The sequence below is a fragment of the Streptomyces sp. NPDC001858 genome, from assembly GCF_053594615.1.
This window is the reverse complement of sequence record NZ_JBSFEV010000038.1, coordinates 48,092-73,241: the sequence shown is the minus strand read 5'-3', so window position 1 is coordinate 73,241 and position 25,150 is coordinate 48,092. Positions and strand designations below refer to the sequence as shown.

Here is a 25,150-nt window from a genome sequence, read left to right as displayed (position 1 = left end):
GCGATCGGTGCGGGTCACCGTTGTCCGGCGTCGTCAGCCGTGCAGTGAGCGGTAGGCCGCAGCCGCGCCGGGGTGCAGGGCGATGCCGCCTGTGCCGATCAGGCTGCCGACGTCGAGGAACTGGGTGCCGACGGCGTTGTCGGGGACGAGGGCGGTGGCGTGGAGGGCCAGCAGGCGGGTCAGCGCGTCGGCGACGCCACGGGGAAGGTCGGGGCGGCACACCAGCAGGTTGGACACGCCGATGGTGGCGACTCCCCCCGCCGTCCGGTACGCGCTCTGCGGCAAGGACACCTCCTCCAGACCGGAGCCGGCCAGGCCGTCCGGGCCGCCGAGCCGGGGCAGCAGGCCGGCCAGGGGCAGGAACCGCAGGCCGGGACGGTCGTCGAGGCCGGAGAGGGTGGGCAGCGGGACCCCGCCCGCGACCAGCAGGGCGTCGACCGAACCCGCCCGCATCGCGTCGGCCGCGTCGGCCAACGGAAGGTGACGTACGACGACGTCGGCGCCGGGGGAAAGGCCCGCGGCGTGCAGGATCCGTTCGCCGAGTACCGCCGCGCCGGATCCGATGGCGCCCAGCGAGACGGTGCGACCGGTCAGGTCGGACACCGCGCGCACGGGCGAGTCGGCTCGGACCACGAACTGGAGGTAGGTCTCGTACACCCGGCCGATCGCCCGCAGCGGCACCGGGCGTCGGAAAAGGGCGGTGCCCTGGGCCGCCCGCGCGGTGTCGGTGAGGACGAGGGCGAGATCGGCACGACGGTCGCGCAGCAGCTCGATGTTGGCGACACTGCCCGCGGTGGTGCGGACGCGGCAGCGCAGGCGGGGATGCTCCGCTTCGAGTTCCCCTGCGAGCAGGCGGCCGAAAGCCTCGTAGAACGCCGTGGGTTCACCGGTCGCGAAGCGCAGGACGCCACTCGGTCCGGGGCGCTGCAGCGAGGCGTCGCCCGTGAGCGCGCCGCCGAGCACGGCGACGGCTGCCGAGCCGAGGGCGGCATGGAGAACGCTGCGGCGGTCGACAGAGCGGGGGCGGGGACCGGTCATCGCGCACCGCCGTGCGCGTTCACCACGCACCCCCGTCGGTCGCCGCTCGGGGTACAGCCGCCCTCGCTCGCAGCCCCCGTGGCCTCGCGGGTTCCAGTTGCAGTCGGCCGCCTCGCCCCGCCAGCAGTTGTTCGGCGATGGCCAGGCCCAGGCCCGTGCCCGTGGTGCCGTTCTGTCGCTGGTGGCCCGCGCGCCAGAATCTTGTGGTGGCCAGGGCCAGTTCCTCCGTGCCGAGGCCGGGGCCGTCGTCCGTCACCGTGAGGACGGCGAAGGGGCCTTCGGTGGTGCAGCGGAGCGTGATCTCGGCGCCCGGGCCCGCGTACTTGATCGCGTTGTCCAGGAGGATGTCCGTGATCTGGGCGAGTTCGCGGTCCGTGCAGGCTGCCGGGGACGGGGCGGGAGCCGTCCGGAGGAGCAGGCGGGCTCCGGCAGCGTGCGCCACCGGCTCCCACAGGCGGTACTGGGCCGCCGCCACCGCCGTCGCGTCGCAGTGGGCGTCCGAGTCGTCGGTCACCGTCAGTTCGCCGGCCCGGTGTTCGGCGGCGGCGAGGGCCAGCATGTCGTCGAGGAGGGTCTCCAGACGGTCCAGCTCGGTGGTGACGCCCGTGTACGTGCGGTCGGCGGACGCGGGGAGGTGGGTGTGCAGCGCGTCTACGCGCAGCCTGAGCGCCGCCATCGGGTTGCGCATCTGGTGGGACGTGTCGGCGACGAGCCTGCGCTGCTGCTCCAGGGCCGCCGTGACCGTACGGGCCATGCGGTTGAAGCCGGTCGCGAGCTGGCGCAGTTCGGGCGGGCCGCCGGCCCGGGTCTGTTCCGGCGGGAGACCGGCCGCGAGCTGCCCGACCGCCCGGTCGAGGCGGCGCAGCGGGCTGACCACCCATCCCGTCGCGGCCCGGGCCAGAACCGTGCAGGCGACGGCGACCAGGGCCGTACCGGCGAGGACGAGTGCCCAGCGGCGCGTGATGTCGTCCGCCGCGGTGCCCACCGAGGCCCGCAGGACGACCGCCCCGGAGACCCGGGTGCCCGTGCCGGCCGGCTCGGCGAACATCCGGGACCCCCGTGACCAGGGACGCAGCGCGCCCCCGGGATGCTCGGCCTGGTTGCGCAGCGCCGCGTCGAGCAGCCGGGCCACGGCGGGATCGGCGGCCCGCATGCCGCCGGTCTGGACGACCGGGCTGCGGTGGGTGTCGATGACGACGAGGGGTTCCCCGTACAGCTGGGTGTAGCGCCGCGCCTCGGCGGCTACGGCCGAGGTGTCGCCCGTCGCCGCGGCCTGGTCCATGAGGGACGCGAAGCGGTCGAGATCGGCGCTGCGGGCGAGGACCAGCTGCTGGGTGCGGTCGGACGCGGTGAACAGCAGCAGCGGCACGGCGAACGCGGCCACCGCGATCACGACGAACAGCAGGAGCGCGGCCTGGACCCTGGTGCGCACGCCTCGCCTCTCAGCTTCCGTCGTCCCCGAAGCGGTAGCCGAAGCCCCGGATCGTGGTGAGCAGCTCGGGGCGGCGCAGTTTGGCGCGCACCTGGGTGAGATGGACGTCCAGGGAGCGGGACACGGTGTGGGAGGCGTCGCCCCACACCTCGTCCAGGAGCTGCTCACGGCTGACCGCGGTGCCCGCGCGTCCGGCCAGCACGGCGAGGATGGCGAACTCCTTGGCGGTCAGCTCGACCTCGGCCCCGCCGACCCGGACCCGGCGGGCGTCGAGGTCCACCTCGACGTCGCCGGCGCGGATCGTCCGGACGGCGGAGGCTCCCTTGGCCGGGCGCCGCCGGGTGACGGCGTCGATCCGGGCGAGCAGCTCGGCGAGGCGTACCGGCTTGACGAGGTAGTCGTCGGCGCCGAGCCGCAGTCCGCGCACGACCGAGCGCTCGTCGCCGCGCGCGGTGAGGACCACCACCGACATGTCGCTCACGGCCCGCAGGGCGCGCAGCACGTCCAGACCGTCGGTGTCGGGCAGGCCCAGGTCGAGAAGGAGCAGGTCGGCGCTGCGGTGGTAGGTCAGCACATCCCTGCCGTGGCGGACGCGTCTGGTGATGTGACCGTGGTCGTACAAGACCTCGACGAGGGCCGCCGCCACGCCGTCGTCGTCCTCGGCCAGCAGTATCTGCACCCTTCCCACCTCCTTCTCGGCCACGGTTCGCAGCCGAATGTAGACCACGCCGTCCGTGTGCTCGCCGGAGTGTTAAGGGGAGGTTAGTTCTGCGTTCGGGCCGGTCGTCGGCGCGGGCGGGCGGGCCAGGCTGCACGGCATCCCGCAGCCCGCAGCCCGAGAAGGACGCCGTAATGATCATTGACTGTCACGGTCACTACACGACCGCCCCGCCGGCGTCGGAGGCGTGGCGCGATCGGCAGATCGCCTCCCTCACCGACCCGTCGGCCACCCCCGCCCCCGCCCGTGCGGATCTGCGCATCGGCGACGACGAACTGCGCGAGTCCATCGAGCCGAACCAGCTGCGGCTGATGGACGAGCGTGGCATCGACGTGACGGTCTTCTCGCCCCGCGCGTCGTTCATGGCGCACCACGTCGGGGATTTCGGCACCTCGGCCGCCTGGGCGGCGATCTGCAACGAACTCTGCTTCCGGGTGGCCCAGTTGTACCCGGAGCGCTTCGTGCCGGCCGCGATGCTTCCGCAGTCCCCCGGCGTCGACCCCGCCACCTGCGTCCCCGAACTCACCCGTTGTGTCGAGGAGTTCGGTGCCGTGGCGGTGAACCTGAACCCCGATCCCTCGGGCGGCCACTGGACCGCGCCGCCGCTCACCGACCGCTCGTGGTACCCCCTGTACGAGAAGATGGTGGAGTACGACATCCCGGCGATGGTCCACGTCAGTACGAGCGTCAACCCCGCCTTCCACACCACCGGCGCGCACTATCTCAACGCCGACACCACGGCGTTCATGCAGCTGGTCCAGGGCGACCTGTTCGCCGACTTCCCGACCCTGCGCTTCGTCATCCCGCACGGCGGCGGCGCGGTGCCGTACCACTGGGGCCGGTTCCGCGGGCTCGCGATGGCGCTCGGGAAGCCTTCGCTGGAGGAGCACGTCCTGGGGAACGTCTACTTCGACACCTGCGTGTACCACCAGCCCGGCTCGGACCTGCTGTACGAGGTCATCCCCGCCCGCAACATCCTGTTCGCCTCGGAGATGATCGGCGCGGTCCGTGACATCGACCCGTGCACCGGCCACCACTTCGACGACACCCGCCGCTACGCGGAGGCGGCGAAGCTGCCCCCGGGCGACCTGGCGGCGATCCAGGAGCACAACGCCCGCGCGGTGTACCCCCGCCTGGACGCCCTGCTGAAGCGCCAGGGCCGGTGAGCGGCATGAGCATCCTCTCCCCCAAGAGTCCAACGAGTCCCAAGACCCCCAACTGGCTGGACTGGTACGAGAATCCGTCCAAGCCGGCCTTCCAGCTCCCGCCCGGGACCGTCGACGCGCACTGTCATGTCTTCGGCCCGCAGGCCGAGTTCCCCTTCGCGCCCGAGCGGAAGTACACGCCGTGCGACGGCGGCAAGGACGAACTGTTCGCGCTCCGCGACCACTTGGGCGTCGCCCGCAACGTCATCGTGCAGGCCACCTGCCACGGCGCGGACAACAGCGCCATGGTCGACGCCGTCCGGGCGGCCGGCGGCAGGGCGCGCGGCATCGCGACCGTCCGCCCGGACGTCGGCGAGGCCGAGTTGCTCGCACTCGACGCGGCGGGCGTACGCGGAGTGCGGTTCAACTTCGTACGGCGGCTCGTCGACGCCTCGCCCGAGGACGACCTGCGCACGATCGCGCGGAAGGTCGCCCCGCTGGGCTGGCACGTCGTCCTGTACTTCGAGAGCGCCGACCTGCCCGAACTGGAGGGATTCTTCGGCTCGTTGCCCGTCCCCCTGGTCGTGGACCACATGGGCCGACCGGACGTCACCCAGCCGGTGGACGGGCCGGAGTTCACCCGCTTCCTGCGCTTTGTCGACGACAACGACGTCTGGGTGAAGGTGAGTTGCCCCGAGCGCCTCAGTGTGACCGGGCCCCCGGCCCTGGACGGCGAACGGCACGCCTACACCGACGTCGTCCCCTTCGCCCGCCGCATCGTCGAGGAGTTCCCCGACCGGGTGCTGTGGGGCACCGACTGGCCCCACCCCAACCTGACCAGCCATATGCCGGACGACGGTCTCCTCGTCGACCACCTGCCGCACATCGCGGTCACCGACGAGCAGCGGCACAAGCTTCTGGTCGCCAATCCGATGGGCCTGTACTGGCCCGGCGAGGACTTCTGACATGACTGAGCCCTTGGCCCACGCGAACGCGCTGAACCGGCTCGACCGGCTTCCGGTCTCCCGGTTCCACAAGGTCACCCTGCTCGCCGTCGCGTTCGCCTACTTCTTCGAGTTCGCGGACATCAACAGCTTCGCCACCACCGCCCCGAAACTGATCAAGCTGTGGGGCATCACGGTCGACCAGATCGCCTACGTCACCTCGCTCTCGTTCGTCGGCATGTTCGTCGGCGCGATCGTCGCAGGCTCCATCTCCGACCGGTGGGGCCGCAAGCGGGCGCTGCTCTGGACGACGATGTTCTTCGGCGTCTTCTCGTTCGCGGCGGCGTTCTCCTGGGACCTCGTGTCGCTCGGCGTGTTCCGCGTCCTGACCTCGGCGGGCCTGTCGGCGATGACCGTCGTCGGGGTCGTCTACATCAACGAGATGTATCCGTCGGCGATCCGCGGCAAGTTCCAGGCATACGCCATCGTCATCGGCATCTGCGGCACGCCCGTCACCAACCTCATCGCCAGCGCGGTCGTCCCGCTCAACGACTGGTCGTGGCGGCTGGTCTACATCTGGGGCGCGCTGGGCATCCTGCTCGTGCTGTTCACCCGGCACCTCAAGGAGTCACCGCGCTGGCTGGAGAGCAGGGGCGAGCACGCGAAGGCGGACGCGGTGCTGCGGGAGATCGAGGCGAGCGTGGCCGCGGAGCACGGCCCCCTCCCCGAACCCGCACCCCCGGTCCCGGAAACCCCGTCGACGAAGGCACCACTCCGCCTCCTCCTCCAGAAGAAGTACCTGTACCCGACGCTGCTGCTCACGGTGCTGTGGATGACGCAGACCATCGGCTTCTTCGGCTACTCCAGCTGGGCGCCCACCCTGCTGGCCAAGGAGGGCTTCAGCGTCGAGAAGTCCGTCTTCTACGTGGCCCTGACGACGGTCGGCGCACCGCTCGGCTGCTATCTGGCGTCCCTGGTCACCGACCGGTTCGAACGCAAGTGGTGCCTGGTCGCCTTCGGCACGGTGATCGCGGGCTGCGGCCTCCTGTACGGGCTCACCTTCAACCCGGTCCTCATCATCGTGTTCGGCTTCCTGGTGAATCTGTTCGAGCGCGGCTACACGGCCCTCGCCTACGCCTACTCCCCCGAGCTGTTCGACACGCGCAGCCGCTCCCTGGGGACGAGCGTCTCCTACGGCCTCGGCCGGCTGTCGAACGCCGCCGGTCCGCTGATCGTCGCGGCGCTCTACAACGGCCACGGCTACCGGAGCGTCTTCTACTTCATCGCCGGCACCTGGCTGGTCGGCGCGATCACCCTGGCCGTCTTCGGCACCCGGACCCGCTCGACCCGCCTCGCCGAGGCGGAACGGCAACGTGAGGGCGTCCCCGCCTGAGGCCGACGGCCGTGCGGGACTGCACGAACTCCGCCCTCAAGTCGATGAGCCGCGTGCGAGGATGTCGCCCGTGACCGGATCGTCATCCTCGCCCGTCGCCGAGGGCGCGCCTCGCGACCACGGCATGGGTCCCCGGGCCGCTGCCGCGCTGGTGTTCGGGGCCTCGGCCGCAGTCCTGGTCGTCGAGATCGTCGCCTTGCGGCTGCTGGCGCCCTACCTCGGCCTCACCCTTGAGACCAGCACCATGGTGATCGGCATCGCCCTCACCGCGATCGCCGTCGGCTCGTGGCTGGGTGGGGTCATCGCCGACCAGGTCGATCCGCGTCGGCTGACAGGCCCCGCGCTCGGGGTGTCGGGAGCCGTCGTCGCGCTCACCCCTGCCGTGCTGCGCACCACCGCGGAGTGGGCGCCGGCGATACTCCTGTTGATCGCGGCGCTGACCATCCTCGTGCCGGGCGCGCTGCTCTCCGCGGTGACGCCGATCGTGACCAAGCTGCGTCTCACCAGCCTCGCCGAGACCGGAACGGTGGTCGGCCGACTGTCCGGCGTCGGCACGGTCGGCGCCATCTTCGGCACGGTCCTCACCGGCTTCGTCCTCGTGTCGCGGTGGTCGGTGAGCGGCATTCTGATCGGCCTGGGCACACTGCTGGTGGCCGGCGGGGCGCTGATGGAGTGGCGGACACGCGGGTGGAGCGGCACTCCCGCGCTCACCCTCGTGGTCGTTGCCGGCGGCCTGGCCACCACGGTCGCGCCCGGCGCCTGCGACGCGGAGACCAAGTACCACTGCGCACGGGTCGTCGCAGACCCCGACCGGGACGGCGGTCGCACACTCGTTCTGGACGGCTTGCGGCACTCCTACGTCGACATCGACGACCCCACCTACCTGGAGTTCGCGTACGTGCGGGCCATCGCGTCGGTGGTCGACGCCGCCTTCCCCGCAGGTCAGCCGCTGGTCGCGCACCACGTGGGCGGCGGCGGGCTCACCTTTCCCCGGTACCTCGCGGCCACGCGGCCCGGGACGCGCAGCCTGGTGTCCGAGATCGACGGCGGGGTCGTACGCATCAACCGCGACCAGCTCGGTCTGGGACCGGAAGCCGGTGTCGACGGTATCGACGGTATCGACGTACGCACCGAGGACGGCAGACTCGGCCTGCGGCGGCTGGACGCCGACAGTCGTGACCTCGTCGTCGGCGACGCCTTCGGGGGCGTCAGCGTGCCATGGCACCTCACCACGGCAGAAGCGATGAAGGACGTACGGCGGGTGCTCGACGAGGACGGCCTGTACGTGGCCAACCTCATCGATCACGGCGGTATGGACTTCGCACGGGCCGAAGTGGCCACCCTCAGCGAGACCTTCGAGCACGTGGCCGTCGTCGGCGAACCCGCCGACATCGGCCTCGACCCGACCGCCACCGCCGAGGGCGGCAATCTGGTGGTGCTCGCCTCCGACCGGCCGGTCGACCTGCGCGCGACCCAGGAAGCGCTGAACTCCCGGCAGACCGGCTGGAAGACCGCCACCGGCGACGACCTCACCTCCTGGATCGGCAATGCCCGACCACTCACCGACGACTACGCACCCGTCGACCAACTCCTCCAGCCCTCCCGCACCCGGACCAAGCCGTGAGGCAGAGGTTCAGGGGTTAGCGGTTTCGCGGGTTCAGGAAAAGGTGCGGATTACGTCCCGGGACCGTTCCACCGTGTCGCCGTATGCCCCGAAGTGGCCCAGCACACTGAGGTGTTCACGCAGGTGCAGCAGCGGCATGCGGTCCCGCCAGCCGTCGGCCAGGGGGGAAATCTCCTCGTAGGCGCGGAAGAAGCGGTCCGGTGGAGGGTCGCAGCAGTAGATCATGCTGAGATCGGACTCGGCCCACATCCAGCACACCGCCGGGTCTATGAACACGGGTTCGCCGGCCGGGTCCGCGACGATGTTGCCGCGCCAGAGGTCACCGTGGTTGAGCACGCTCGGGGCCGCCGGGACGAGTTGGGGAAGGCGCTCGCAGATCCGCTCCAGGCCCGCCAGGTCGGCCGCGCCGAGGGCCTGGCGGACCTTGGGCTCGCGGAGGTAGCGGCGGATCCTGCGCTCGGCGAAGAACTCGTGTCCGTTGCCGGTCCAGCCGTTCTCCTGGGGAAGCAGGCCCAGCCATCCGTCGGCGTCCCAGCCGAACCGGTCGCCGCGCACAGCGTGCAGCGTGGCCAAGGTGCGGCCCGCCGCCTCCCAGAACTCGTCGGTGTCGGGCCGTGGTCGCAGCGCCTCCATGAGGACGTGGTGCGCACTCACCTCGAACACGCGGGGAATCCGGATGCCCGCCCGCTCCTGGAGCGCCCTGAGGCCGGCGACCTCCAGCGGGAACAGGTCGGCCGGGGCGTCGAGGGACCCCTTGAGGACGTAGGCCGTTCCGTCGTCGAGGGTCAGACGCCACACGTCGTTCACCGCGCCGCCGGAGAGCGGCTCGGCGTCGACCACGCGCGGGACGACCGCGCTGGGCAGGCTCTTCCAGAGTGCGTTCACCTGGTCAGCCCCGACACGGCATCCCGCAGGGTGCGGGAGGAATGCAACATCGCGTACATGATCCTGTCGTTCGGGAAGGTCACGTCGAACCGCTGCTCGACGTCGACCACTATGTCGAAAGCGATGAGCGGGTCCAGCCCATGGTCAGGCCGGCCGCGGCCCGTCGGCCGGCCGGGCAGTTGCTCACCACCGCGCGTCGCGAACGGAAGGTTCACGTCGCGTGCCCGGCCTCGCTTGTCGCCCGGCGCTTCGCGGCCTCCTTACTGATCGCCAGGTCCGGCGTCAGGTCGGCATGCCTCGGTCTGCGTGGTTTGTTTCGTAGGCGATGATGACCAGTTGGGCGCGGTCTCGGGCGTTCAGTTTGGCTAGGAGGCTGCTCACGTGGGTCTTCACGGTCGGCAGCCTGATCAGCAGGCGTTGGGAGATCTCGGCGTTCGACAAGCCGTTCGCTATCAGGGTCAGGATCTCTCGTTCTCGCTGAGTGAGGCCTACGAGACGGGAACGCGGGCCGGGCCGGTCGTCGGGGTGGGAGAAGTTCGCGATGAGGCGGCGGGTGACCGTCGGGGCCAGTACCGCCTCGCCGGAGGCGACCACGCGGATGCCGGTGACCAGGTCGGACGGGGACGCGTCCTTCAGCATGAAGCCGCTCGCGCCCGCCTGGAGGGCCGGGTAGACGTAGTCGTCCATGTCGAACATCGTCAGGGCCAGTACCCGTACGCCCGTCATCGTCTCGTCGGAGCAGATCTCCCGGGTGGCGGCGATGCCGTCCATGACGGGCATGCGCAGATCCATCAGGACGACGTCCGGTCGCAGCGCCCGCGCCAGTTCCACGGCGCTCGCGCCGTCACCCGCCTCGCCGATCGCCCGCATTCCCGGAGTCGCGTCGACGAGGACGCGGAAGCTTCCGCGCAGCAGCGCCTGATCGTCCGCGATCAGCACCCGGATCGCCTCCGCCACTCCGCGTTCCTCGACTTTCGACTCTCGACTCTGCTGTCTTTGCCTTGCGTGCTGTTGCTTCAGCCGTCCCAGCGGGTGTGCCGGATGTAGCCGACGGTCAGCGCCAGCGCCGTCCACGCGAGCAGCACCATAGCTCCGGTGCAGCCGTCCGGTGCGTCGACGGTGAGGAGTTGGGCGCCGGCCCGGTCGGGGAGGTACCGTGCCGCCTCCTTCGTCGCTCCGATGACGGACAGGATCTGCGATCCGGCGAGCACCGTAGGGAGCAGCACGGCCAGTGGGACGACGGCGCTGCGGGCGGTCGCGGCCACGCCTGCCGCGAACAGGGACATCAACGTCAGATAGACCACCGCGCCGGCCAGGGCGCGCGGGACGTCGTTCGCGTCGATCGAGGTGCCGTGGGGTCCCAGGGCGATCTGGGTGATCAGGTAGCCGACGATCGTGACGGGGATCGCGACGGCCGCGGCGGCGACACCGGTGGCTGTCATCTTCGCCGCGTAGAGGCGGCTTCTCCGGGGCACGGCGAGCAGCGAGACGCGCATCATGCCGGACGCGTACTCGCCGGAGACGATGAGAACTCCGAAGACGAGCAGGGCGAGCTGGCCGTAGAGAATGCCGTCCAGGCCGGCCTGTTCGGGGGTGAAGTCGGAGCGGAGCCCGGGGTGGTCGGAGTCCAGGGCCCCCTTCGCGGACCAGCCGCCCAGGGCGGCGATCAGGACGCTGACGGGGACGAACAGCAGCAGTGCGACGAAGGTGCCGCGGGTGCCGCGCAGCTTGGTGAACTCGGCCCGGACGGCCGCGGTCGTCTCAGACATGGGCGCTCGTGCTATCTCCGTTACCCGGGTGCTTGTTGCTCGTGAGCTTGAGGAAGGTGTCCTCCAGGGACGTCGTGTGGGTGCTCAGCTCTTCGAGCGGGAGCCCGCTCGCCGCGGCCAGTCGGCTGATCTCCGCCGCCGTCATGCCGTCGATCTCCAGGCTGCCGTCCGGGGCGAGTCTCGCTGAAACACCTCTCAGCTCCAACTCCCGGCCGAGCGACGCGGGTTCTGGCGTTCGCAGTCGCACGAAGGTCCGGCCGTGGGTTCGGATGAAGTCCGACGTGGTGGTGTGCGCGAGGAGTTGGCCTCGGTTGATGACGATCAGGTGGTCCGCGACCATCGACACCTCGGTCATCAGGTGGCTGGAGACCAGGACGGTGTGGCCTTCGGCGGCCAGGGAGCGCAGGAGTTCGCGCAGCCATCGGATTCCTTCCGCGTCAAGGCCGTTGGCCGGTTCGTCCAGCACCAGGACCGGTGGGTCGCCGAGCAGGGCCGCGGCCAGGCCCAGGCGTCGGCCCATGCCGAGGGAGAACGTTCCGATCCGCTGCCGGGCGGCCTCCGTGAGGCCGACCGTCTCCAGGACCTCGCCGACCCGGTGGCGGGCGATGCCGTTGCTCTGCGCCAGCCAGCGCAGATGGTGGGCCGCGGTCATGCCGCGATGCGGGGTGGACGTCTCCAGGAGGGCGCCGACATGTCGGAGCGGGTAGGTCAGTTGGTGATAGGCGTGACCGCCGATCGTCGCCGAGCCGGTGTCCGGGCGGGTGAGGCCGAGCAGCATCCGCAGCGTCGTGGACTTCCCGGCACCGTTGGGGCCCAGGAAGCCGGTGACGGCCCCTGACCGCACCGTGAAGGTGAAGCCGTCCACGACGGTGTGCCGCCCGTACCGCTTGGTCAAGTTCCGCACGTCGATCACATCGACCACATCAATCACATGGTGGAGTCTCGTCGAGCGCACCCGGCGGGCACATCGGTCCGGGGGCGGGCCGCATCGGACAGCTTTCGCGGGCCGACGTCATACCTGCGTATGAGTCTGCGTCTGAGTCATGGGTCATGGTCATGGGTCATGGGTCTCTATGAACGGCTCAGTACGGGAGCTTCGCCTGGATGCGGAAGCCCGCGGCCGGTTCCGGATCCGGTCCGGCGGTCAGCGTGCCGCCGTGGGCGGCGATCCGCTCCTTCATTCCGATGAGACCCAGTCCGCCGCCGGGCACGGCGGGGCCTCCTCGGGCCCCGGGCCGCGGACCCTCGTCGGCCACGTCGATCGTCAACGTGCCGCACTCCGCCGTGAGTTGTACCGTGCAGGCGGTGGGTGCGGCGTGCTTGACGACGTTGGTCAGCGCCTCCTGGACGATCCGGTACGCGGAGAGCGCGACGCCGTCGGGAGGTTCCTCCGAGTACCGCGTCCGCAGGTCCACGGTGACGCCGGCGGCTTCGGCGGTCCGGACGAGCGCGGGCAGGTCCGCCAGCCCGAGAACCGGCCGGAGGTCCTGAGCACCGCCCTCCTGGTCCCGGCGCAGCACGTTCAGTGTGGCCCGCATGTCGCGCAGCGCCTTGCGGCTGACGTCCTCTATCACCGTCAGGGCCTCCCGTGCCTCCTCCGGGTGCGTGGCGAACACATGGTTGGCGACGCCTGCCTTGACCGCGATCAGGCCCACGCTGTGCGTGACGACGTCGTGGATGTCGCGGGCGACGCGCAGGCGTTCCTCGGCCTTCGCCTGCTCGGCGGCGTGCTCGATGGCGCGTCTCACGGCTTCGCGCCGTTCCCCGACCGACGTCCCCCAGGCCCAGGTGGCGCCCAGGACGAGCAGTCCGAACACGGCCTGCGCGGCCTTCGTCCCGCCCTGGTGGCCCTGCCCTCCCGTGACCGTGAGCAGGACCGCTCCCGCCGTGCAGAGCCCGGCCAGGAACGCCGCGGACGGCCCCGGCGCCGGTTGCCGGGTCTTCGTCGCGGCCACCAGGTACAGGGCGTACGCCGCGGCGAGGAACGGAACCGGCCCGGCGCCGACGGCCACTGCCACGCAGGCGGCGAGCAGCACCGCCCCGAAGACCGGCACGGGCCACCGCCGCCGGGTCGCCAGCGGCAGCGCGCTGCTCAGCGACAGGAGCCATACGGTGGTGACGTCCACCTCGGCGCCGACGGCCGACCGCAGCACCGACACCTGTGGGAGCAGCGCGAAACCGACTGCGGCCAACACATCGAGCACGACCAGGCGTTGACGACGCACCTCACCCATAGGCCGTTCCGCGGGGTCTGACCAGGCCGCTCTCGTAGGCCAGGATCGTGGCCTGTACGCGGTCCCGCAGGCCCAGCTTGGTCAGGAGCGCGTTCACGTGGGTCTTCACCGTGCCGGTGGTCACGCCGAGGGCGGCGCCGATCTCGGCGTTCGTCAGGCCTGACGCTATGTGCAGCAGGACTTCCCGCTCGCGGGGTGTGAGGGCGGACAGCGCGCCCGTCACCGTCGGCGGCTGCGGGGCGCCCTGGGCGAAGGTGTCGATGAGGCGGCGGGTCACGGTCGGGGCCAGGATGCCCTCGCCGGTGGCGACCACGCGGATCGCGGCCAGCAGGTCCTCGGGCAGGGCGTCCTTGAGCAGGAACCCGGAGGCCCCGGCGCGCAGCGCCTCGTACACATAGGCGTCCAGGTCGAAGGTGGTCAGGACGAGGACGCGCGGCGGGTGCTCCTGCGCGGTGATGAGGCGGGTCGCGGTGAGGCCGTCCATGCCTGGCATGCGGATGTCCATCAGGACCAGGTCGGGGGCTTCGGTGGCGGCGAGTGACACCGCCGACGCGCCGTCGCCGGCCTCGGCAACCACCGTCAGGTCGGGTTCGGCGTCCACGATGGCGGCGAAGCCTGCGCGGACCACCGCCTGGTCGTCGACGACCATCACGCGGGTGGTGGTGACGGGAACACCTCCTGGACGGGCTCCCGCGGACTCGGGCGCGTCGACAGCAACACCCGTACGGTACCGGTCCGTTCGAGCGCGATGCTCCCCGTCCCCGGGCGCGTTCCCGTCCCCGTCCCTACCTGTACCTTCAGGCGTTCGGCGACCGGGCCGGTCACGGCCAGCGGTACGCCCGTCACCGTGACGCGCAGGGTGTCGCGCCGTCGGCGCAGGGTGACCCGGGCCGGGCCTCGGTCGCCCGCGCCGAGGGCCGCCTCGACGATCCGGTACGCCGACAGGGTCACGGAGGGCGGCAGGTTCCGCGCGGCCTCCGGCAGGCCCCGCAGGGTCACGTCCCGGCCGGCCGCGCGTACCGTCCGGCACAGTGTGTCGAGGTCCGCGGCGGTGGGCGCCGGGGCGAGTCCCGCGCCGGGCTCGTCCTCCGACCTGCCGAGGCTGTGCAGGAGTTCGCGCATGGCGGCGAGGGCGGACCGGGCCCCGGCGGCGACCTCGTCCAGCCGTCCCTGCCGGGCCTGTTCGACCAGGGTCGCCGTGGGGTGCAGGACGGCGTTGCGCAACTTCGTGGCCAGGCGGTGGCGTTCGGCGTCCGCGGCGCGTTCCGCGTGCCACAGTGCGCCGGCCAGGGCGAAGTCGTCCCAGGCGAGGATGCGCACGCGTCGGCGTCGTACGGCGAGCCCGGCGCCCCACAGGGCGGCGAACAGGGCGGCGAGTGTCACGGCCAGGGGGATGAACATCAGCACGGCGGTGGGCCATACCGGGTTCTCGCCCATCAACTCGCCGTCCGCGCCCGCCGTCGCGAGCAGGGTTCCGGAGAGCGAGGCGGCCGCCGCGCACCACGCGGGCCAGGTGCGGGCGGCTCCGCTGCCGTAGACCGCGACGGCGTACACCGCGAGCAGTTCCGCGAGGGCGCCGCCCGCGAAGAACTCCGACACCCGTGGCGGCAGGCCGGCCACGGCCACCGCCGGCGGCCACAGCCACGACGTGGCCAGCACGCCGAGGAGCGCCGGCCACGGAGCGCGCCGCCGCCACAGCAGCGGCACCGCGTGCGCGGTCAGCAGCGCGGCCACGAGGAGCAGGTCCGGGAGGGTGGCGCGCAGGCTCGTGCTCGTCCACTCCTCCACCGTGACCAGGGCGAACACCAAGGGGAAGAGGGTCGCCGCGAACACCAGGGCGGGGTCGGCCAGCCGCTGCTCCCGGAGCACGTCGCGTCGGCCCGTGCCCTCGGGCGGCCCCCACGGCCCGGTGACGTCGGGCAGCGTGGCGCGGACGCGCCAACCGCCGCCGGGTGCCGGGCCGGCCGTCAACTCCCCGCCGACGGCGGCCGCCCGCTCCCGCATCCCCGCGACGCCGCGTCCCGAGCCGAGGCCACGGATGCCGCTGTCGGTGCCGCGCGGGGGAGCGTTGTCGACGGTCAGTTCCAGGACGCCCTCGCCGCGTACGACGCTGACGTGTGCGGCGGAACCCGGGGCGTGCCGCAGGGCGTTCGTCAGGGCCTCGCGGACGATCCCGTGGACCGCCTCGGCCGCCGGACCGGCCAGGTCGGCGGGGAGCACGGCGTCGATCGGACGGCCCAACCGGCCGAATCCGGCGATGAGTTCCTCGATACGGGCGGTCATCGGACGTGGGTCGGGGCGGTCCGCGTCGTGCAGCAGGCCGACGAGGCGTTGCAGCGCCGTCAGGGTCTCGGTGCCGGTGCGTTCGGCGAACGTCAGCGCCTCGGCCGTCAACTCGGGTCGGCTGTCGCCGAGTCGGCGCGCGGCGTCGGCCGTGATGACGACGGAGGTGAGGTGGTGGGCGCTCACGTCGTGCAGTTCGCGCGCCAGTCGGCGCCGTTCGGTGTCACCCGCCCGGCGGCGGGTCTCCTCCGCGCCGGCCAGTCGGCGGGTCGCGAGCGACCGCCCCTTGAGCCACTGCCGTCGGGCCTCGCCGAGCCCCGCCACGACGGCGTACACGAGCGCGGCGAGCCCCCACTCCGAGGCGAGCCCGGGCCGTAACCCGAGGAGGATGAGAGACAGGAGCCACTCGACGCCGACGGCCGCGGCGAGCGCCCGTACGGTCACGGGCACCGGGCGGCGGACCGCCACCGAGTACAGCGCGATCGGCACGCCGACGCCGAAGTAGCCGTCCTCCCAGGCGAGTTGGCCCACGAGGAGGGCGCCGAGGGATCCGGCCAGCGCCTGGACCGGCGCGTGCCGTCGTCGGCCCAGCGCGGCCGTCTCGACGACCACCGCGCCCAGGACGGCGACCAGCGCCGCCGCCCCGGGCACCGCCTGGCCGGACAGACCGGCTCCGGGCCACAGCCAGCCGAGCTGTGCGGCCGCGAGCAGGGCGGGGAACAGCCAGTCACGCATCGCCGTCGTCGTCTCCGTCGTCGTCTTCGTCGTCTTCATGTCGGCACGAGCGTAGGACGGGGTACGAGGGCGCGGCACCGGTCCCAGGTACGAGGGCGTTCTCTACCTTCCGGCAGAGACGCGGGTCGTGCCCGGGGCCGATGTGGGGGCATGGGCCGGCGGCGAGGCTTGTCCCCATGACGAATCCGCTCGCCGCCCCGATGCCCGCGCTCCCGCCCGAAGCGTCCCCCGAACTGCTCCCCTACCACCGGATGGCCCGCGCCTCGGTACGCCATCGATGGTGGCGGGCGGTGCTGGGCACCGGGTTCGTGGCCGTCGCGGGTGTGATCGCGGCCGTACTGGTCTATGGGCTCGGCTCCATACTCGGAGCGGCCAGGGGTTATCCCGAAGCCCCGGACGGGACCGTCGAGTTCGGCCCGGTCACGGGCACCGCCCTCGATCTGCTGGCGATCGCCTCCGCCGTGCCCGTCGTGCTGCTCGCGGTGCGCTGGATCGGGCGCCGTCCGGCGGGCACGGTCTCGTCCGTGACGGGCGGACTGCGGTGGCGCTGGCTGGGGCTGTGCGTGCTGGCCGCCTTCCCGGTCCTCGCCCTGAGCACCGGGGCCATGCTCCTGCTGCCGCTGGACGACGGCCCGCCGGCGCGGTGGGCGGGCTGGGAGGTCTTCGGGCCGGCCCTCGCCATGCTGGTGGTCCTGGTGCCGTTGCAGGCGGCGGCCGAGGAGTACGTCTTCCGGGGCTGGCTCACGCAGGCGGTCGGCGGCTTCCTGCGCAATCCCTGGTGGGCGCTCGTGCCCCAGGCCGTCCTGTTCGCCGCCGCCCACGGCTGGGGCACCCCGTGGGGCTTCGCCGACCTGGTCGTGTTCGCGTTGGTCGCGGGCTGGCTCACCGTGCGCACGGGCGGGCTGGAGGCGGCGATCGGACTGCACGCCGTGAGCAACCTGCTGGCCTTCGGCGTCTCGGCGGCCGTCGTCGACGGCCTCAAGACCGACGACACCGCGGCGGACGCGCCCTGGCAGGTCGTGGTCGTCGACCTGGTCGGCATCGCCCTGTACGCGGCGGCCGTGCTGTGGCTGGCGCGTCGCCGCACACCGACCCGCGTCGTTCCCGCGCCGATACAGGTTCCGGCACCCGTGCCGGTCCCGGTGCCGTTTCCGATCCAGCCGCCGCTGCCCTACTACCCCGGCGGGTATCCCCACTTCGGGGCAGGCCCCTCCGCTGCTCGGGGGTCAGCGGATCGTCCAGCTCTGGTTGTCCCAGTTGTTGCACTCCCACAGGACCACGACCGTTCCGCTCGAACCGCCGAAAATGGTGACGCATTTCTGTGACGGATCACCCTGCAGTTCCGCGCCGGAGAAGTGGAATCGCTGACTGGAGCCGCCGCTGCACCCGGTCAGTTGGATCTCCGTCCGGTCGGCGGTCGCTCCTCCGGCCACGGTCATGCATTTCCCGCCGGACCGGAAGGTCCCGTCCGATCCGACGACCCAGCGCTGCGCGGCGGAGTCGTCGCACGTGGCCTGGGTCAGCTGGATCCCCTCGGTCCCCGCGCCGCGGCTCAGGCACTTCCCGGAGCCGGCGACCACCAGGGCGCGACCGGCCGAGGTGGCCGATGAGCCGGAGCCACCGTTCGTGGCCGGGCTCTCCTCGGGCGGGCTCGCCTCCGCTCCGGCTTCCGTGTCGGCATCTTCTCGTCCCCCGGCCTTGGGCGTCGACCCCTGAGACGAGTCTGTCGGCACTGTGGCGCCGGGACTTGCGGGGCTTGTCGGCGAGGCGGCGGCGGAGGGTCCCGTCGATGTGTCCGCGGGCCGCGAGGCCGTGGTGTCGCCGGTCGAGGTCGGGCCGGTCCGCACTGTGGCGCTGCCGGTGCTCTTCTCGGTCGTGTTGTCGACCAGGAACGCGGTCGTGACCAGTGCCGCCGTGGTGACCACCGCGGCCAGCACGACCAGCTTCCGCGCGTGGCGCCTGCGGCCAGGGGGCCGCGGTGCCTCCTGGACGGGAGCGGCCGAGCCCGGCTCCGACTTCGACTCCGACCTCGACGTCGGTTCCGACTCCGACTCCGACTCCGACTCCGGGTCCGGCTCCGGGTCCGGCTCCGGGTCCGGGTCCGGGCCCAACTCCGGCTCCGGCTCCGGCTCCGGTTCCGGGCCCAACTCCGGCTCCGGCTCCGGCTCCGGCTCCGGGTCCGGCTCCGGCTCCGGCTCCGGCTCCGGCTCCGGCTCCGGCTCCGGCTCCGAACTCGGCTCCGGTTCCCGCCCCGCGGGCGGCGCGGTGCCGTGGCCGACCCGGGCTGCCGGGCCGCGGCGCGGGTCGGCGTCCGCTGTCCGCAGGAGGCGCTCGGCGTCCTGGGCCGATAAGCGTTCGGCCGGGTTGCCCGCGAGCAGAGCATGGATCAGCGGGGCGAGCGGTCCGGCGCCCCGGACCTCGGGGGGCGGCTCCATGGCGATGGCGTACATCGTCTCCGTCACCGTGTCCCGGAGGAACGGTGAGCGCCCCTCCACCGCCTGGAACAGCGTGGCGCCCAGCGCCCACAGGTCGGCCTCCGGACCGGGCTTGGCGCCGACGAGACGCTCGGGGGCCATGAAGTCGACCGACCCCACCAACTGGCCGGTGCGGGTGAGCCCCGGGGTCTCGGCGGCCTGGGCGATGCCGAAGTCGGTGAGGACCACCCGGCCGTCCTCGGCGAGCAGCACATTCGCCGGTTTCACGTCCCGGTGCAGGATCCCGGCCCGGTGCGCCGCCCGTAACGCGGCGACCACGCCACGGCCGATTCTGGCGACCTCGGCAGTCGGGATCGGGCCGTGCTGCTTGATCAGGTCGGCGAGGGTGATGGAGGGCACGTACTCCATGACGATGATGGGCAGGCCCTCGTCGTCCACGACATCGTGGACGACGATGACATTGGGGTGGCTGATCCGGGCGGCGCTGCGGGCCTCGCGGCGGGTGCGTTCGAAGAGGGTGACGAGTTCGTCGTCGTCGAGGTGCGGCTGGGGATGGAGCTTCTTGACGGCGACCTCGCGGGCGAGGAGATCGTCGTGCGCGCGCCACACGGTGGCCATGCCGCCTCGGCCGATCCGGTCGAGGATGCGGTAACGGCCGGCGATCAGCCGTCCTTCGTCGGACACCGCGGTTTCCTTTCCACTGCTTCGAGGACGCCCAACGGGCCGTTGTCCAGGGCTCGTTGTGGAGCACCCTGTCAGCCGAAGCGGGCGCTCGCACCTTGTCCAGGTGACGCCTTCGCATCGATGTCCCCGACCGACGTCCTCGACGTGAGCCTTGACCCGCTGGGCGGGGAGGTGCAGTCTCCGTTAATGCGTATTATCTAATACGCATTAACGGATTGACGGAGGGGGGAGCCACCGTGGAACCGGAACCCAGGAAGCGGCCCGGTCGGACTCCCGCGCCGGCCGGTCGTACGGCGCGGCCACGGCAGGCCGAGGTCGCCCGGCTCGCGGGCGTGTCCCAGGCGACCGTGTCCCTGGTGCTCTCCCCGAAGCCCGACCGCAAGGGACGCATCATCTCCGACGAGACCCGCCGACGCGTCCTGGAAGCGGCCCGCAGCCTGGGTTACGTGCCCGACCCGGCCGCCCGGCGGCTGGCCGCGGCCCGCAACAACCTGCTCGGCGTCTTCAGTTTCACCGCCACCTTCCCCACCGATGTGCAGCACTCCTACTACCCGTTCCTGGTCGGCGTGGAGCGCGAGGCGGCGGCGCTCGGCTACGACCTGGTGCTGTTCACCGGGTCGAGCACCGGCGGCGCGGGGGCCTCGGTGCCCGACGCGCTGGGGCGGGTGCGGCTCGCCGACGGCTGTCTGTTCATGGGGCGGCACACGCCCCGGGCGGAGTTGAAGCGGCTGGTCGACGACGGTTTCCCGGTCGTGCACCTGGGCCGCCGCGAGGAGTTGGAGGGTGTGGCGTGGGTGGGCGCGGACTATGTCCAGGCCACCCGTGAAGTGGTGGGCCACCTGGCCGAGTCGGGGCATCGGCGGATCGTTCTCGTCCGCGAGGACGACGACGCGCCCGCCTCGGCGGATCGTCAACGCGGCTTCCTGGAGGGGCTGGAGGCGGCGGGTCTGCCCTCGGGGCCCGGGCCCGCGACCGTCTTCCGGTCCGCCGATCCACAGCGGGACCTCACGCCCGAACGGCTGCGCGCCTGGACCGACGACGGGGTGACGGCCTTCGTCGCCGAAGAGACCGACACCGGGGCGGCCTGGCGAGGCCTGCACTCCGCCGTGCGCGAGGCCGGCCTCGACTGCCCGGCGGACGTGTCCCTCGCCCTGCTCGGCAGTCCGCCGTCCGATCTCGCGGGCGAGCCCGTGCCGACCGGATTCGACATTCCCCGCCCGCAGTTGGGCGCGGCGGCCGTACGGCTGCTGGCCGCGCTCGTGGCCGGCGAGGAGGGGACCCGGGAGCCGCTCGTCAGGTGTGTCTTCCGGCCGGGCCCGACGACCGGGCCGCCACCGTCCCGCGCCCGTTCCTGAGCCCGGTCCGTGGACGTACGGACCTCACCCCCTGCAAGGAGCAGCGTGTTACCCGAAGCAGACATCCTCGTCGTGGGCGGCGGCCTCGGCGGTGTGGCCGCCGCGCTCGCCGCCTGCCGGGCCGGACGCAGCGTGGTCCTCACCGAGGAGACGGACTGGATCGGCGGCCAGCTCACCAGCCAGGCCGTGCCGCCCGACGAACACCCGTGGGTCGAGCGGTTCGGCACGACCGCCTCGTACCGGCGGCTGCGCGAGGAGATCCGGCGGTACTACCGGCACTGGTATCCGCTGCGGGCCGAGGCGCTGGCGCTCACCGACCTCAACCCGGGAGCGGGCCGGGTCAGCAAGCTCTGCCATGAGCCGAGGGTCGCGCTCGCCGTCCTGGAGGGCATGCTGGCGCCCCACCGGGCGGCGGGCCGGCTGACCGTGCTCACCGAGCACCGGCCGGTCGCCGCCGAGTCCGACGGCGACGTCCTGCGGACGGTGACCCTGCGGGACCTGCGGGACGGGACGCTGCGCACGCTCAGCGCGCGTTACGTCCTGGACGCCACGGAGACCGGCGAACTCCTCCACCTCGCGGGCGTCGAGCACGCGACCGGGGCCGAGGCGCGCGCCGAGTTCGACGAGCCGCACGCCCCGGACGAGGCCCAGCCGGACAACCAGCAGGGCATCACGGTCTGCTTCGCGCTCTCCCACCACGAGGGCCAGGACCACACGATCGACCGCCCGGACGACTTCGACTTCTGGCGCGCCTACCGGCCCGCCTTCTGGCCGGGCCCGCTGCTGGGCTTCGAGGCGCCCGACCCGCGCACGCTGGAGCCGGTGCCGCGGACCTTCGTGCCGAATCCCGAGCTCGACCCGCTCGGCGTCTCCGCCGACCAGAGCGCCGACGCCGGGGACAAGGAGTTGTGGGGCTTCCGCCGGATCCTGGCCCGCAAGCTGCACACGCCCGGCGCCTTCGACTCGGACATCACGCTCGTCAACTGGCCGCTCAACGACTACTGGCTCACGCCGTACATCGGGGCGCAGGAGACCGAAGCGCTGCGCGGGGCACGGCAGTTGTCGCTGTCGCTGCTGTACTGGCTGCAGACCGAGGCCCCGCGTCCGGACGGCGGCACCGGCTTCCCCGGCCTGCGGATCCGCCCGGACGTGACCGGCACGGCGGACGGGCTGGCCAAGGCGGCGTACGTGCGCGAGTCCCGCCGGATCAAGGCCGTCACCACGGTCACCGAGCACGACGTGGCGATCGACGTCGTCGGCCCGTACGGCGGGACCCGGCACCGGGACTCCGTCGGCGTGGGCGGGTACCGCATCGATCTGCATCCCTCCACCGGCGGCGACAACTACATCGACGTCGGGTCCGTGCCGTTCGAGATCCCGCTCGGCGCGCTCGTGCCGCGCCGGGTGCGCAATCTGCTGCCCGCCGGCAAGAACATCGGCACCACCCACATCACCAACGGCTGCTACCGGCTCCACCCGGTGGAGTGGAACGTCGGCGAGGTCGCCGGCGCGCTGGCCGCGCACTGCGTCGCCGAGGACGTCGAGCCGCACCAGGTGCAGGCCGATGACAAGCGGTTCGAGGACTTCGCGCGGCTGCTCGACCGCGACGGAGCGCAACGCCACTGGCCGGACGTACGCGGCTACTGAGGACGCCCGCGCGGCTGCTGATCACCCGCGCAACCAAACCGTAAGAGGAGGTGCCTGGACATGAGCTCTGCCGTCAACCCTGACATGGACACATCCCGCATCCGCGTCGGCATCGACGTGGGCGGAACCTTCACCGACGCCGTGGCCGTGGACGCCACGACCCTCGAACTCCTCGGGCAGGTCAAGGTCCCCACCAGCCACCGGCACGCAGACGGCGTCGCGCACGGCATCGTCGAGGCGCTCGACCGGCTCCTGGAGCAGACCGGCCGCGCCGCGAGCGACGTCGCCTTCCTCGCCCATGGCACGACCCAGGCCACCAACGCCCTCCTGGAGGGCGATGTCGCGACCGTCGGACTGATCGGCATCGGGACCGGCCCCTCGGCGCTGTTCACCCGCCGTCTCGCCTCCTTCGGCAAGCTCGAACTCGCCCCCGGCAAAAGGCTTCCGCTGCGCTACGCGCATGTCGCCGACCCCGACGACACGGCGGCCGTCCGCCGCGCCGTCGAGCAGCTCAAAGAGGACGGCGCTCACGTCCTCGTCGCCAGCCAGCCGTTCAGCGTCGACCGGCCCGAGGGCGAGCGGGCCGTGCTGGACGCGGCCCGGCCCTACGGGCTGCCGATGACCGCCGCGCACGAGATCACCTCGCTGTACGGGCTGCACAAACGCACCCGCACCGCCGTGGTCAACGCGGCGATCCTGCCGCGCATGCTGGCCACCGCCGACCTCGTCGACGCCTCCGTCACCAAGGCCGGCGTGACCGCGCCCCTGATGGTGATGCGCTGCGACGGCGGCGTCATGGCGCTCGACGAGATGCGCCGCCGACCGCTCCTGACGGTGCTGTCGGGACCGGCCGCCGGAGTCGCCGGCGCGCTGATGCGGGAGCGGGTGAGCGAGGGCGTGTTCCTGGAGACCGGGGGCACGTCGACCGACGTCAGCGTCGTGCGACGCGGCAAGGTCGCCGTCCGGCACGCCACCGTCCTCGGCAGGACCTCCTACCTGAACGCCCTCGACGTGCGCACGGTCGGCGTCGGCGGCGGGTCGATGGTGCGGATCGGCGGCGACGGCCGGATCACCGGCGTGGGGCCGCGCAGCGCCCATATCGCGGGACTGCCGTACGCCTGCTTCGCCGCCCCCGACGAGCTGCGCGACGCCACGGTGGACACCGTCCGGCCCATGGACGGCGACCCCGCCGACTACGCCGTGCTCGACGCGGCGGGCGGACGGTTCGCCCTGACGATGACCTGCGCCGCCAACGCCCTCGGCCGCGTCCCCGAGGGGGACTTCGCGCACTGCGACCCGGAGACCGCGCGCGCCGCGATAGCCCCGCTGGCCGCCGTGCTCGGCACCGACGTCGCGACGGCGGCCACCCGGATCCTCGACGCGGGCGTCGCCCAGGTGCGGACGGTGGTGGACGCCATGATCCGCGACTACCGGCTCGACAAGGACACGGCCGTTCTCGTCGGCGGGGGCGGCGGGGCCGCGTCCGTCACGCCGCACCTCGCCCTCAGCAGGGGGATGGAGGGGCGGATCGCCCGGCACAACGAGGTCATCAGCCCCATCGGCGTCGCCCTCGCGCTCGTCCGGGAACAGATCGAGCGGATCGTGCCCGGCGGAGCCTCGCAGGAGCAGATCCTCGCCGTGCGCGCCGAGGCGGAGCGGGCCGTCGTCGCCCAGGGGGCCGCCGCCGACGGCGTCGAGGTCGAGGTCACCGTCGATCCGCAGACCCACACCGTGCGCGCGGTCGCGACCGGCGCGACCGAGCTGCGCACCCAGGACCGGGCCCACCGCGCCGACGACACCGAGCGACTGCGGGCCGCCGCCCTCAGCCTCAAAGCCGACCCGACGGCGGTCGAGATCCTGGCCGGTACCGCCGCCCACACCGTCTACGGCACCCAGGTCGTCCGGCGTCGGCTGCGGCCGACCCGGCGGCCCGTGCGGATCGTCGACATGGACGGCGTCGTACGCCACCACGCCGCCGACGCCCGCGTGGAGACCACCACCGTGGCCGGCGCCCCCGAGGTGCTCGCCCGGCTGGTGGGCGAGTCCACCTCGTACGGCGACGGCGGGGTACGCGCTCCCGCCCTGCGGCTGCTGCTCGGCTCCCGCATCGCCGACCTGTCCGGGGTCCTCGATCCACAGCCGCTACTAGCCCTGGCGCAGAGCGAGTTGAGGGCGCGTGCGGGTGACGAGACGGTGGTCGCGGTACTGGAGGTGCGGTCATGACGGCCACCGAAATCACCACCGAACTCACCTCCTTGGACGACCTCACCGCCGTGGACGACGTCGAATGGGGCGTCCGGCTGCTGGCCGCCACGCCCACCCACGAGGGCCGCGATCCCGAGCTGCTGCGCCAATGGGCGCGTACGGCCGACGAGTTCGGGTCCCGTCTGACCCCGCTGGCGTCCACGGCACGCGTGGTCGAGCGGCGCGACGGCCTGGAGCGGATGCTGCTCGCCCGCTACACCTCACGGCCGCCGACGGTCGAGCTGTACACCGACACGCTCGCCCTCGCCGAGGAGTTGGTCGACGCCCACGGCTGGCGTGACTGGTATCCGGCGGGTTCCGTGCGGGCCGCCGCGCTCGCCCACGAGACCGTGCACGCGCACCTGCACCACGGCCCGGCGAAGGCCGCGCTGAAGCAGGCGCTCGGCCACACCGTGCTGCGGCTCGGACGGCACCGCGTCATCGGCCATGTCGCCGGCGCCGAAGAGGTCGCCGCCCATGCCTACGCCAGGACCGTCTGCGGGCTCGGACGCTCGCCCCTGCTCCTCACCGCCGCGCTGCGCGCCGCGCTCACCCGGCCCGGAAGACAGAGAAGAGAGAACTGAC

Annotated in this window: 21 protein-coding genes; 9 read left to right on the top strand and 12 right to left on the bottom strand. The window is 72.5% G+C overall.

Going from position 1 to position 25,150, the window contains the following annotated elements:
- Positions 1-33: 33 nt before the first annotated feature.
- Genes ACWCPF_RS36650 through ACWCPF_RS36640 form a run of 3 tightly spaced genes read right to left on the bottom strand, consistent with a single transcriptional unit; the run spans position 34 to position 3,149 of the window.
- Positions 34-1,038, bottom strand: coding sequence for a TAXI family TRAP transporter solute-binding subunit (locus ACWCPF_RS36650; protein ID WP_451049445.1), 1,005 nt, complete (start codon positions 1,036-1,038; stop codon positions 34-36).
- Between the two features lie 19 nt (positions 1,039-1,057).
- Positions 1,058-2,470 (bottom strand): sensor histidine kinase, encoded by a 1,413-nt coding sequence (locus tag ACWCPF_RS36645; RefSeq protein ID WP_451049444.1) that lies wholly within the window; start codon positions 2,468-2,470, stop codon positions 1,058-1,060.
- A gap of 10 nt (positions 2,471-2,480) precedes the next feature.
- Positions 2,481-3,149 carry a response regulator transcription factor gene (locus ACWCPF_RS36640; RefSeq protein ID WP_451049443.1) on the bottom strand — a complete coding sequence of 223 codons (669 nt, stop codon included), beginning with the start codon at positions 3,147-3,149 and terminating at the stop codon, positions 2,481-2,483.
- A gap of 173 nt (positions 3,150-3,322) precedes the next feature.
- On the opposite strand from ACWCPF_RS36640, the gene ACWCPF_RS36635 reads away from it, so the two are divergent.
- The 4 genes from ACWCPF_RS36635 (at position 3,323) to ACWCPF_RS36620 (ending at position 8,294) form a co-directional block, all read left to right on the top strand.
- Positions 3,323-4,354, top strand: a complete 1,032-nt coding sequence (locus tag ACWCPF_RS36635; RefSeq protein ID WP_451049442.1) for an amidohydrolase family protein — start codon at positions 3,323-3,325, stop codon at positions 4,352-4,354.
- 5 nt (positions 4,355-4,359) lie between these two features.
- Positions 4,360-5,298, top strand: coding sequence for an amidohydrolase family protein (locus ACWCPF_RS36630; RefSeq protein ID WP_451049441.1), 939 nt, complete (start codon positions 4,360-4,362; stop codon positions 5,296-5,298).
- 13 nt (positions 5,299-5,311) lie between these two features.
- Positions 5,312-6,670, top strand: coding sequence for an MFS transporter (locus ACWCPF_RS36625; protein WP_451049461.1), 1,359 nt, complete (start codon positions 5,312-5,314; stop codon positions 6,668-6,670).
- A 61-nt stretch (positions 6,671-6,731) separates the two neighbouring features.
- Positions 6,732-8,294: a fused MFS/spermidine synthase gene (locus ACWCPF_RS36620; RefSeq protein ID WP_451049440.1), complete on the top strand. Its 1,563-nt coding sequence runs from the start codon at positions 6,732-6,734 to the stop codon at positions 8,292-8,294.
- A gap of 33 nt (positions 8,295-8,327) precedes the next feature.
- Here ACWCPF_RS36620 and ACWCPF_RS36615 read toward each other — a convergent pair whose 3' ends face one another.
- The 8 genes from ACWCPF_RS36615 to ACWCPF_RS36580 all read right to left on the bottom strand — a co-directional run bounded on the left by ACWCPF_RS36615 (position 8,328) and on the right by ACWCPF_RS36580 (position 16,239).
- Positions 8,328-9,179, bottom strand: a complete 852-nt coding sequence (locus ACWCPF_RS36615; protein ID WP_451049439.1) for a fructosamine kinase family protein — start codon at positions 9,177-9,179, stop codon at positions 8,328-8,330.
- Positions 9,176-9,394 (bottom strand): hypothetical protein, encoded by a 219-nt coding sequence (locus ACWCPF_RS36610; protein WP_451049438.1) that lies wholly within the window; start codon positions 9,392-9,394, stop codon positions 9,176-9,178. The genes ACWCPF_RS36615 and ACWCPF_RS36610 overlap by 4 nt, the downstream gene beginning before the upstream one ends.
- A 67-nt stretch (positions 9,395-9,461) precedes the next feature.
- A complete protein-coding gene (locus tag ACWCPF_RS36605; RefSeq protein WP_451049437.1) occupies positions 9,462-10,136 on the bottom strand; it encodes a response regulator in 675 nt (224 codons plus the stop codon).
- Between the two features lie 59 nt (positions 10,137-10,195).
- Positions 10,196-10,948 carry an ABC transporter permease subunit gene (locus ACWCPF_RS36600; protein WP_451049436.1) on the bottom strand — a complete coding sequence of 251 codons (753 nt, stop codon included), beginning with the start codon at positions 10,946-10,948 and terminating at the stop codon, positions 10,196-10,198.
- On the bottom strand, positions 10,941-11,879 hold the full coding sequence (locus ACWCPF_RS36595; protein WP_451049435.1) for an ABC transporter ATP-binding protein: 939 nt from the start codon (positions 11,877-11,879) through the stop codon (positions 10,941-10,943). Before ACWCPF_RS36595 ends, ACWCPF_RS36600 begins: the two co-directional genes overlap by 8 nt.
- Before the next feature lie 151 nt (positions 11,880-12,030).
- The gene (locus ACWCPF_RS36590) at positions 12,031-13,182 is read right to left on the bottom strand and encodes a sensor histidine kinase (RefSeq protein ID WP_451049434.1); all 1,152 of its coding nucleotides are present in this window, start codon (positions 13,180-13,182) and stop codon (positions 12,031-12,033) included.
- The gene (locus ACWCPF_RS36585; protein ID WP_451049433.1) at positions 13,175-13,831 is read right to left on the bottom strand and encodes a response regulator; all 657 of its coding nucleotides are present in this window, start codon (positions 13,829-13,831) and stop codon (positions 13,175-13,177) included. Before ACWCPF_RS36585 ends, ACWCPF_RS36590 begins: the two co-directional genes overlap by 8 nt.
- Positions 13,831-16,239, bottom strand: coding sequence for a histidine kinase (locus ACWCPF_RS36580; protein ID WP_451049432.1), 2,409 nt, complete (start codon positions 16,237-16,239; stop codon positions 13,831-13,833). Before ACWCPF_RS36580 ends, ACWCPF_RS36585 begins: the two co-directional genes overlap by 1 nt.
- A gap of 137 nt (positions 16,240-16,376) precedes the next feature.
- Here ACWCPF_RS36580 and ACWCPF_RS36575 point away from each other — a divergent pair, with 137 nt between their 5' ends.
- Positions 16,377-17,525, top strand: a complete 1,149-nt coding sequence (locus ACWCPF_RS36575) for a CPBP family intramembrane glutamic endopeptidase (protein ID WP_451049431.1) — start codon at positions 16,377-16,379, stop codon at positions 17,523-17,525.
- Here ACWCPF_RS36575 and ACWCPF_RS36570 read toward each other — a convergent pair.
- On the bottom strand, positions 17,427-19,319 hold the full coding sequence (locus ACWCPF_RS36570; RefSeq protein ID WP_451049430.1) for a protein kinase domain-containing protein: 1,893 nt from the start codon (positions 19,317-19,319) through the stop codon (positions 17,427-17,429). The genes ACWCPF_RS36575 and ACWCPF_RS36570 overlap by 99 nt on opposite strands.
- A 236-nt stretch (positions 19,320-19,555) precedes the next feature.
- Here ACWCPF_RS36570 and ACWCPF_RS36565 point away from each other — a divergent pair, with 236 nt between their 5' ends.
- The 4 genes from ACWCPF_RS36565 to ACWCPF_RS36550 all read left to right on the top strand — a co-directional run bounded on the left by ACWCPF_RS36565 (position 19,556) and on the right by ACWCPF_RS36550 (position 25,149).
- On the top strand, positions 19,556-20,674 hold the full coding sequence (locus ACWCPF_RS36565) for a LacI family DNA-binding transcriptional regulator (protein ID WP_451049429.1): 1,119 nt from the start codon (positions 19,556-19,558) through the stop codon (positions 20,672-20,674).
- 45 nt (positions 20,675-20,719) lie between these two features.
- The gene (locus ACWCPF_RS36560) at positions 20,720-22,321 is read left to right on the top strand and encodes an FAD-dependent oxidoreductase (RefSeq protein WP_451049428.1); all 1,602 of its coding nucleotides are present in this window, start codon (positions 20,720-20,722) and stop codon (positions 22,319-22,321) included.
- 84 nt (positions 22,322-22,405) lie between these two features.
- Positions 22,406-24,544 carry a hydantoinase/oxoprolinase family protein gene (locus ACWCPF_RS36555; RefSeq protein WP_451049460.1) on the top strand — a complete coding sequence of 713 codons (2,139 nt, stop codon included), beginning with the start codon at positions 22,406-22,408 and terminating at the stop codon, positions 24,542-24,544.
- Positions 24,541-25,149 carry a hypothetical protein gene (locus ACWCPF_RS36550; RefSeq protein WP_451049427.1) on the top strand — a complete coding sequence of 203 codons (609 nt, stop codon included), beginning with the start codon at positions 24,541-24,543 and terminating at the stop codon, positions 25,147-25,149. The genes ACWCPF_RS36555 and ACWCPF_RS36550 overlap by 4 nt, the downstream gene beginning before the upstream one ends.
- The last annotated feature ends 1 nt before the right edge of the window (position 25,150 follow it).